At 61.3% G+C, this 8,394-nt stretch carries 18 protein-coding genes; 3 read left to right on the top strand and 15 right to left on the bottom strand.

Annotated elements, in window-relative coordinates; genetic code table 11:
* Window positions 1-178 precede the first annotated feature (178 nt).
* The 3 genes from Q0C64_RS12790 to Q0C64_RS12780 are packed head-to-tail and all read right to left on the bottom strand — an operon-like array spanning window position 179 to window position 1,128.
* A complete protein-coding gene (locus Q0C64_RS12790) occupies window positions 179-439 on the bottom strand; it encodes a hypothetical protein (RefSeq protein ID WP_294124225.1) in 261 nt (86 codons plus the stop codon).
* Window positions 440-454: 15 nt separating this feature from the next.
* A complete protein-coding gene (locus Q0C64_RS12785) occupies window positions 455-925 on the bottom strand; it encodes a hypothetical protein (RefSeq protein ID WP_294124224.1) in 471 nt (156 codons plus the stop codon).
* 35 nt (window positions 926-960) lie between these two features.
* A complete protein-coding gene (locus Q0C64_RS12780) occupies window positions 961-1,128 on the bottom strand; it encodes a hypothetical protein (protein ID WP_294124223.1) in 168 nt (55 codons plus the stop codon).
* A 117-nt stretch (window positions 1,129-1,245) separates the two neighbouring features.
* Between Q0C64_RS12780 and Q0C64_RS12775 the strand changes: the two genes are divergently transcribed.
* From Q0C64_RS12775 to Q0C64_RS12765, 3 genes are all read left to right on the top strand, one after another.
* Complete coding sequence (locus tag Q0C64_RS12775) at window positions 1,246-1,494, top strand: helix-turn-helix transcriptional regulator (protein ID WP_294124222.1); 249 nt, start codon at window positions 1,246-1,248, stop codon at window positions 1,492-1,494.
* 14 nt (window positions 1,495-1,508) lie between these two features.
* Complete coding sequence (locus tag Q0C64_RS12770; RefSeq protein ID WP_294124221.1) at window positions 1,509-1,865, top strand: DUF2513 domain-containing protein; 357 nt, start codon at window positions 1,509-1,511, stop codon at window positions 1,863-1,865.
* A gap of 120 nt (window positions 1,866-1,985) precedes the next feature.
* Window positions 1,986-2,369 carry a hypothetical protein gene (locus Q0C64_RS12765; protein ID WP_294124220.1) on the top strand — a complete coding sequence of 128 codons (384 nt, stop codon included), beginning with the start codon at window positions 1,986-1,988 and terminating at the stop codon, window positions 2,367-2,369.
* Window positions 2,370-2,466: 97 nt separating this feature from the next.
* Here the strand turns inward: Q0C64_RS12765 and Q0C64_RS12760 are convergent, their stop codons facing one another.
* The 12 genes from Q0C64_RS12760 to Q0C64_RS12705 form a co-directional block, all read right to left on the bottom strand.
* A complete protein-coding gene (locus tag Q0C64_RS12760; protein ID WP_294124219.1) occupies window positions 2,467-2,703 on the bottom strand; it encodes a hypothetical protein in 237 nt (78 codons plus the stop codon).
* A 160-nt stretch (window positions 2,704-2,863) separates the two neighbouring features.
* The gene (locus Q0C64_RS12755) at window positions 2,864-3,076 is read right to left on the bottom strand and encodes a carbon storage regulator (protein ID WP_294124218.1); all 213 of its coding nucleotides are present in this window, start codon (window positions 3,074-3,076) and stop codon (window positions 2,864-2,866) included.
* A 47-nt stretch (window positions 3,077-3,123) separates the two neighbouring features.
* A complete protein-coding gene (locus Q0C64_RS12750) occupies window positions 3,124-3,387 on the bottom strand; it encodes a hypothetical protein (RefSeq protein WP_294124217.1) in 264 nt (87 codons plus the stop codon).
* Window positions 3,388-3,400: 13 nt separating this feature from the next.
* Window positions 3,401-3,646, bottom strand: a complete 246-nt coding sequence (locus tag Q0C64_RS12745; RefSeq protein ID WP_294124216.1) for a hypothetical protein — start codon at window positions 3,644-3,646, stop codon at window positions 3,401-3,403.
* A 56-nt stretch (window positions 3,647-3,702) separates the two neighbouring features.
* A complete protein-coding gene (locus Q0C64_RS12740) occupies window positions 3,703-3,918 on the bottom strand; it encodes a hypothetical protein (protein ID WP_294124215.1) in 216 nt (71 codons plus the stop codon).
* Between the two features lie 21 nt (window positions 3,919-3,939).
* A complete protein-coding gene (locus Q0C64_RS12735; RefSeq protein ID WP_294124214.1) occupies window positions 3,940-4,485 on the bottom strand; it encodes a tyrosine-type recombinase/integrase in 546 nt (181 codons plus the stop codon).
* A gap of 84 nt (window positions 4,486-4,569) precedes the next feature.
* Window positions 4,570-4,824: a hypothetical protein gene (locus Q0C64_RS12730; protein ID WP_294124213.1), complete on the bottom strand. Its 255-nt coding sequence runs from the start codon at window positions 4,822-4,824 to the stop codon at window positions 4,570-4,572.
* A gap of 242 nt (window positions 4,825-5,066) precedes the next feature.
* Entirely contained in the window at window positions 5,067-6,248 is a 1,182-nt protein-coding gene (locus Q0C64_RS12725) for a phosphoadenosine phosphosulfate reductase family protein (RefSeq protein WP_294124212.1), read from the bottom strand.
* Between the two features lie 10 nt (window positions 6,249-6,258).
* Entirely contained in the window at window positions 6,259-6,498 is a 240-nt protein-coding gene (locus Q0C64_RS12720; RefSeq protein ID WP_294124211.1) for a hypothetical protein, read from the bottom strand.
* Complete coding sequence (locus Q0C64_RS12715; protein ID WP_294124210.1) at window positions 6,495-7,037, bottom strand: DUF1643 domain-containing protein; 543 nt, start codon at window positions 7,035-7,037, stop codon at window positions 6,495-6,497. The genes Q0C64_RS12720 and Q0C64_RS12715 overlap by 4 nt, the downstream gene beginning before the upstream one ends.
* Window positions 7,034-8,080 carry a DUF5131 family protein gene (locus tag Q0C64_RS12710; protein ID WP_294124209.1) on the bottom strand — a complete coding sequence of 349 codons (1,047 nt, stop codon included), beginning with the start codon at window positions 8,078-8,080 and terminating at the stop codon, window positions 7,034-7,036. Before Q0C64_RS12710 ends, Q0C64_RS12715 begins: the two co-directional genes overlap by 4 nt.
* A complete protein-coding gene (locus Q0C64_RS12705) occupies window positions 8,073-8,261 on the bottom strand; it encodes a hypothetical protein (RefSeq protein WP_294124208.1) in 189 nt (62 codons plus the stop codon). The genes Q0C64_RS12710 and Q0C64_RS12705 overlap by 8 nt, the downstream gene beginning before the upstream one ends.
* Window positions 8,262-8,394: the final 133 nt, after the last annotated feature.

The following is an 8,394-nucleotide window of genomic DNA, read 5'->3' as shown; positions in this document are numbered from 1 at the left end:
GTGACCCAGATGAGACAGCGACGCATCTTGGCCCACTTGCGGCGCATTTCCTTCGTCGAGATGGGAGGCGGGGTAGTGACTTTTTCGGCCATGGGTAAACTCCGGTTTGAATGGATGAGAAAATGGGCCATCCTGGCCCGGCCAACTCCCTTTGGCTGCCATCCTTACGGACAAGGGATTAACGATCGTAGTTTTCGTCTGCGAAGTCAGGAAACAGAAACCTCGCCACGTCCTCGGCCAGCGTATCGCCATAGCTCAGCACGGTCGGCCATTCCTCTTTGTGGCTGCGGCCCGGCACGATGCCGACGTAGGCCTTCCAGCCCCCGACGGTGTGCGTCGCGACGATAAGGACCTCACGCGTCAGGACGCGCAGTTGGCACTTGCGGCCCTCGAATTCGACCGCTTCCGGCGGACGCGCTTCTAGCGGTTTGCGTTTCATGATTGGACTCCCAGGTTAGGCGGCGATGCGAGCCATCGGCAGCTGGCATCGCCGGATGTAACGTTGAGCAGTTGAGCGGGCGAGCTGATAGCGGGCCGCGACCTGATCGGCCGTGGCGCCCGTGGCCACAATCCAGGCCATGATCTTCGCCCCGCGGCCACGTTTGCCCCAATCCTCGCTGAGAACGACGACGTCGGCCGATGGCGTCTGGAAAGCCGCCAGCTCAGCGCCCAGGGCCTGCAGCTCGGCTTCCTTGGCCCGCAGAGCCTCGGCAGCGGCTGTCAGTCCGGCCCGGCTCGCCAGCACCTTGGCGGCGTTCAGGAGGCTTTCCAGGCGATCGAGCCGGCCGGCGAACGCCAAGGCCCGGACGCTCGGCAGGAGCTGCAGATCGGCGTCCCAGATCGACGCCCGGCCGACCAGGCCGCGGACCTGGGCCATCGCGTGGTTGTAGCTCTCGATTCGGATGGATCGCAGCTCGATACACATGGGGGCGTTCTCCATCGGGGCGAGCAGTTGTGTGGTTAGATGCGAATGATGCCGAAGAAGAACAGCGCCGGCAGCGTATCGACCACGCCGCGAACAATCGGCTTCACGTCGTCAACGCCGGCGTCGAAGCCCAGAGCGAACTGGCGGACGATTTCCAGGTTCCAGGCCATCTGCACTTCGAAACCCTTGATGAAGCTCTTCATGACCATCTCCTTTTGTGTTTGACTTTGGTTCCTGCCTCGTGTAATAATATTACAGTCAGTAACGGTAGTTGTCAATACTATCTGTAACATTTTTCTTTTTTTTTTAGGTGTTCGAACATGAAGTTCGCTGATAAATTGCGGGAATTGCGGGAATCGAAGGGCATTACTCGACAAGCCCTTGCCGACACCATGGAGCTTTCGCTGCCCACAATCATCAGTTGGGAAAGAGGCGATCGCGTACCGACGTTTGGGACGGTGCTGCAGCTCTGCAAGGCCCTGGGCGTTCGGTGTACGATTTTCGAAGGATGCGACTTCGGCGAGGCCGAAGGGAAACCAGGCCGCGGCCGGCCGTCGAAAAAATCCTAACCACGGAGGACGTCATGAAACGCGACATGGATCTCTGTCGGAAAATCATGGAACAGGTCGAGGAGAAGTCGAACGGACTAAGCCCAATCGATATCGAGATCGAAGGCTACGCGCGAGCGGAAGTGTCCTACCAAATTATGATCATGAACGAAGGCGGCTACCTGACGGCGGCCGATGCTAGCACGCGGGCCGGCCTGCATTGGATGGCTCGGCGGTTGACCTGGCAGGGACATGAGTTCCTGGACGCGGTCCGCAACGACACGGTTTGGATCAAGGTCAAGGAGACCGTAAAAGAGAAAGGGGGAACAATTCCCTTCGAAGTGCTCAAGGCGCTGGCCATCAAGTTCGCCGGCTCGGTTTTCGGGCTCTGACGAGCCGGAAAAAAATCCTAAGTTTCAGCTGGCATCATCGCCATTCCTGGCGTTACAATGGCAGCCTCACCCCGGAGAGCCGCCATGAATCGCCGAATCGCCCTTGCCGTTCTTGTCGCCTTGCTCATCCCGGCCCTTGCGCATGCTCAGCGCGTCCCCCACGTTCCAGTTCCGAAGAAAGGCCCGGGCGGCGGCCAGGCCCCCGTCTACACATCGACGGTCACCCTCTCTTGCGGCCCAACCGCCAAGCAATTTTCCTCGGTGAGCATCAGCGGCACACTGATGGTGAACGGCCAGCCCGACTTGACCGCGGTAATGAAGACGGCATGGATCTTCCCAACCGGGACGTGGAACAAGAATTCTCCGATCGGCACCTACTTCGTCAACCACGGCCCGATCGGCGCGGCGATCACCGATCCAACGCTGATCACGGTCAACGTCTGGTTCATCAAGGGCGGCCAGGTCGTCAGCATGAAAACCGTCACCTTCAAACGCATCCCCTGATTTCATCTCTCCGACATGCACCGCCGTCGGCGATCGAGCGGAGCGGCCGATTGCAGCTCGGTTCAGGTCCGTGCATGACAGCCTGGCAGATCCGCGGCTATTCCTCGCCATCGCAGAGCCCCTCGAGCAGGCTATCCGCGCACGCTTGGTTCCACCGATCGAAGATGACCAGAACATGAAGACGGCCCTTGCGAGCGTGGATGTAGTGCAGATAGGTGATCAGAGCGATCGGCATGCCGATGGCGCCGATGACGGGATCGCCGACGATGACGCGGGCCCCGGTGTTGAATTGCCAAGCGGGAAACAGCTTCGAAGTCGAAACCAGGTCGTTCATACCGTGATTTCCCTTGCGTTTTGACGTTGCAAGCTGCTATGGTTGTTGCAACGGAGCCCCCGGCAGGCCTTGAGCCTGCACCCCTTGGCAACCCCTGTGGACAAAGGATTGCGAGCGGGGCCGGGACAGCGAGGGCCGTTGCGTTTGGCATGGACGCCGGTTAGCACGGAGCGCTAACCGGCTCCTCTACGGCGGCCTGGCCGGCCGCGATCTCGTCAGCCACTTCACGCCGGTGAATCTTCACCGCCGCGGGCGCCGTGAAACCGAGGCGCACGCGTTTGCCATGCCTGATCTCGTTGACGCAGATGACGACCTCTTCACCCCCGAGGGTGATGACGACCTCCTCGTCAACGAACCGGGACAGTACCAACATCTGAGACTCCTTTCGTGAAAAGTTCCTTGCCCGCCGACGTCGGCGGGTCATGCCTCTTCCCCGTGCAGTTTCTTCAGCTCGTCTCGGTGCCATTTCTTCGCCAGGGCCGCCAGGCGCCGTAGATCAGCGGCGCAGCATGGGCCGCACACGATCCGGCCATCTTCGAGCTCCCAACCGTCCGCAGGTTCTGTTTGGCCGGTGATTAGTCGGCCGCAGTCCACGCAGATCAAGCGCGGCCCGACGATAACGGTTTGTTTGCCCGGGCCGACCTGGAAGCCGATGAGCTTCTTGAGATCCTCAATGTTGAGCATGGCTTGGTTCCCTTCATGCTGGCCTCAATGTCGTGGCGCCAACTTCAATAATTTGCGGTTCGTCGGCAGGCGGTTCAACCTTGACGCCCATCATGCGGAAATAGGCCACCGCCTCCCGATTGAATTGGACCGCGCTTCGGGCGTCGGAAGAAAACGTAAGTTCGATCACGTTATCGCCAGAGACGATTCGGTGTACCGCCGTGCGACGACAGCGATCACCGCGCGTCCGCGGAATCTTCAGCTCTGCAGCTATAGCCATTTGGTTTTCTCCTTCGTTCGACCCAAAACCGCCGAGAATGTCGAAAATCGGCGGTTTTATTGCACCCTCTCCGGCTCAAGGACCTCGACGCGGACTGCCACGCGCAGGCCGCTTGCGAACAACACTTCAAAACCGGTCGGCACGTCAGCGGGGATGGCCTCGACGATGTTCATGCAGTCGCCGCCCTTCTGAAGAACGCTCGCCAGCAGGAACCCAGCCAAAAATGGCTGCATCGGGCTTGTGAAAACCAGCGGCGTGAAATTCATGGCCATGGGAAAACTCCTTTTGCGGATTCACAACTTGAACGGCAACCGATCGACTCCCCGCTTGAGCCTGGCCGGCTTCACGTGCAGGTAGATCTCCGTCGTCTGCAAACTGGCATGCCCGAGCAGCTCCTGCAGCTCGCGGAGAGAGCCCTCGCCGTTCGATTCGAGGTAGGACGTTGCAAACGTGTGCCGCATGAGGTGTGGGTAAACTCGCTGCAACAGGCCGGCACGCTTGGCGACCGCGGCCAGGCGATCGCGAAACTGCCGCTCGGAGAGGCGCCGGCCCTTGGGCCCGGGAAAAAGGTAGCCGCTCGTTCGCTCGCCGATCCACTCCTTGAGGAGAGGCACAAGCGGCTCGAGGATCGGTACGTCGCGATCCTTCGCCCCCTTGCCGAGCCGCACGCGGATCATGCGGTCCACGAGATCGACGTGCATAAGCTCGAGCTTGCAGAGCTCGAAGACACGCAACCCGGTGCAAAAGCCCGTCGCAACCATCACCAGGTCGCGATGCGCGTTGCGCTTCTTGGCCGGCGTACGCCCTTGATCGAGCGCAACGCGGGCCGCGGCGACCATCGCTTCCGAATGGATTTGGCTCAGGTTCTCGGGCAATCGGCGGGGCATGCGAAACTCTACCCGATGCCGACGCATGAAGACGGGTCATTGGAATAGATCTCCGTTGGGCCGAACCATCTTGGACGTTTTTTCCGCTTCATCTTCGGCTTTCCAAAAGGCCGATTGTGCGTCACTCAGCAGCCGTGCGGCCTGCCAAGCCGTATCAGTCATCACCCGCTGCTCGGCCTTAGTGAGTTTGCCGCCTCGATTGGCGAGGGGTTTGATCAATGCGAGCAGCCCGGACGCCTCGAGGATCCTAGCGGCGATTTCCTTCTCAAGGGCCTTGGGGATGCTGGTCATGCTGAATCTCCCGCGTTACGGATTGCTCCCCGATCGGGGTAGAAACCGTAACGATTCACGCTGGTATCCCGAGACGAATCTTGACTCGGATCTGTTGCCGCATGCGCCACCAGGCTTGCTTGCAGGCGGGCCCGCAAAACTTCGCGTGGCGGCGTTTGCCGATGAGCCGGATCTCGCAATAAAGGCAGGTCAGGTTTCGCGGATTTTTTGGACGCCGCGGCATGGTTCAATCCTCGTGACACTCAATCGCCGAAGTTCAGGACGGGCAGCGAGAATCCTCCCGGCCGCACGTCTTCAATTAGCTCGTTGCCCGCCCACTCATCGCCGTTCCAGCCCTGCGGCCAGGTGTCGGCCGCGATCAATCCGTTGATGCAGGCCAGCTCTTCATCGTCGATCAGAATGACCTCCGGTCGCGAACCACGCGCGGCGTTGACGCGCGCCTGAATCGAAAGCACCGTATCGATGCCCGTCCGGCGGGCTGGCATCACGAGCGGGCCGAGGCGCATTGGCCGTTTGCTAATCGAGCCGTCCTTGCGCCTTTCGATTTTCTTGAGCCGGTTGCATGGCCGCGATAACTCCTCATAGAGCGTGCGCAGCTCCATCAGCGGTTGCAAATAGGCCCACTCGGGCTTGCGGATTGTGCGTTCAAGGGCATAGTCGCGGGATGCCACGGGGCACGACAGGCAGCCCGTTCGGCTCAGGACCTCCGCTGCCGATCCTTCCGCGTCCTGGTCATAGACCTCTGCAACGAGCGAGCAATCGAGGCCATGCTTTTTTCGGCCGAGCATGAGCCAATCCCAGACGTGGCATGTCCGCCAGTGCAAGATCGGTGACAGAACGTCGGCAACGTCGGCCGGCGTCGTCTCTTCGTACCAGCCTGCGCCACATTCGCCGCCGTTCTTGCCGCATGCGAGCGTGATGCGCTTGTCGCGATTGGCCGACTCGCCGATGCGCATGCCGGTGATCACGAGCAGCTTCTCGCCGGAGTCGCCCTTGATGGAACGCATGAGTTCCGCCATCGGATCGACCTTGAGAACGCCGGTGCACCAGCGAAAGCCCGAATGGCTCGGAGGAATGCCACGGCCGAACATCATCACGAAGAACCTTTTGAGTACGTCCGGCAACACGGTCTGAACGTCCCAGCCGCGGCGGCGCAGATCGCCCATCATTCGCTGCGCCGCCGCATGGAGGTTGGGCAACTCAAGGCGTGTGTCGGCATACATGAGACCGAGTGTGTCAGGCCGCTTGACGAGGCCTGCGTCGGTCAGGTAGGCGACGGCGGCCGCCGTCGCCGTTGAGTCCTTGCCGCCGGAGAAGGCAAGCCGCCAATGGCGGTGCGTTTCCCCGAACGCGTTGAGGGATGCAGCGGTCGTACGCAAGGCGTCGTCGAGAGTCGTACGCTGTGATTCGAAGAGGGTTTTCATTTGGGGCCTTTCAAAGTTTGAGGATTCGACCATCGCAGGCGATCGTCAAAAGGTCGTCCTGATCCACGGCTGGATGATCGAAATATTCCAGTCCGCATTGCGGGCAAATAGCCAGGCCCGATGCTCGCGCGAAGTCGAGCTGATCGCTGGCTTCCAACGGAAATTTCGGCACGACATTGCGAACCATCCGCTTTAACCCGCGGACGTAGTCCATCAGCTCCTCGCGCGACATTTCCGGGGTCGGCTTCATGGCATCAATCTCCCCGTGTCAATGGGCGGCCGGCTGCCCGGCATGATGGGCCTGAACGGCCGCAGTTTCTGTTTCCACGACAGGCGAACGGGATGCGACGGATGGCCGAACTTGGTGAGGCCGAGGCATTGCGGATTCGTCTTCGTCGACTCGAGGATCCGCAGCACGTCACTTTTGCGTTCGGCAAAATGAAACACGTTGCCCCACGCGCAGATCACGCGGCGATTACTGATCGCCTCGAGGATCGCGTCATCGTTGCGCGGCCCGATCGGGTCCTTGGCCATCAAGAGTTGGTGCGGATAGGTCGCGACCAGGCCGAAGAGGTTGACCACGACAATGCCGCCAAAGCCCCAGCGCTGCGCGAAGCCGATGCAACGCCGAATCGTCGGATCGTCGCGCTCGGAACCGGCGACGGACGGATTGAGCATGATCCAGCAAAGCTGGCCGCGGCGCAGGTCCCATTCACGCGTCAACGAGTAGCGATAGCGGCGGTCCGCGCTGAACACAGCGGGTTGCCGCATGAGGGGATGGCGCTTCATGAGAGCACCGCCTCTCGCATGGTCGGGAACTGCCGGACGGCCAGGCTCGCGGGCAGCTCGGCCAGGTCGCCGCCCTTGCTGTCACGCAAATAGACCTCGATGACATGAGCGTGCTGCAGGTGCTCGCGGCTGAGGGCCCATTCAGTCAGGACCTCGTCGTCGATGCTGACCAGCGGGAAGGCGCCGGCTTGCTTCATGAACCCAGCGACGTTGCCGTCGGCGCATTGCTCGAGGCCGTCGCGGATCCAGCCCAGATTGCAGGGCCTGGCGTGCGGCCCCGACTCGCCGCCGAAGATGAGCCAGTCGATGCCGGCCAGGTCGCCGAAATGAATCGGTGCAAGCATGGGCTCGACGCTAACGCCGAGCACGGCCGCTAGGGCCCGCAGTTGGAGCAACCGCGGCTTGAATGCGTCGTAAGTCTTTTGGTCGGAGACGCTCGTCAGCACCCAGGCGTTCGGCCGGTGGAGAAAGGAAGTTTTTCGTTCGGACGCAGGCCCAACGAAAATCTCGGTGCCTTTGTCGTTGCGATAGATGACGGGCGGCCAGCACGCGTAGACTCGCTCCGGACGTTTGGTGACCAACTGCCAATCGAGCCAGGGCGTGCGATCGATCAGCGCGAAGAGGTCACGCCGCATTTCGTTCATCGTCAGCCAGTTGACCGGATGATCGCGCCCGCATTCGCATGGCACCGCCTCGCCCTCGGCCCAATTGCTCCCACAGCTTGCACAGCGATGCAGGATCCGGCCCTCGTGATCGTGAATGCGACCGTCCCATTCTTCGAAGACGTCGGCCAGGCTCGCACAGAAAACCCGGCGTCGCTCGCCGGCCGCCTGGGCCATGGCGTTCCACTTCAGCGGCTCGGCCCACGTCGCCGCGGCCGCCTTGACGCGCGTCCCGTTTGGTCCCCAGATGCCGCGGTTTTTGGGGAAGCGTTTGGCTTCCTTTTCCGCGTAGCAATTCGTGCAGCCGTCGTTAACCTTCGAGCAGCCCCGCCAGGGGTTGAAGGTGTGAGACGTCCATTGGATTTTGGTCTTCTCAGCCATGTCGGGCCTCCTTTGCGATCGCGGCGATGATCTCGCCGCGGTTGGCGTTCAGGAACTCCAGGTACGCTTTCTTGATTGCGTCCTCGATGATCTCGGGCACGCTTACTGGATGATCGTTGAGCCAATAGGCCCACGCTTCCTCGATCGCTTTGGCCGTTGCCTTCGCTTTTTGGTCCGTCACGGTTCGCTCCTTTCGTGGTGAAGATTTCGCCAGTTGAGCCATTTTTTTGCGCCTCGCTGCCTCCGGGGGTGCAGGCGCGCGGCGCGCGCGAAGTGCGCGAAGTGCGCGAAGTGCGCGAAGTTCGCGCACTTCG

Origin of the sequence: Sphingomonas sp., from assembly GCF_023266535.1 — a bacterium.
In the GTDB taxonomy this organism is placed as follows: Bacteria; Pseudomonadota; Alphaproteobacteria; order Sphingomonadales; family Sphingomonadaceae; genus Sphingomicrobium.
This window is presented reverse-complemented; position numbering and strand designations above follow the sequence as displayed.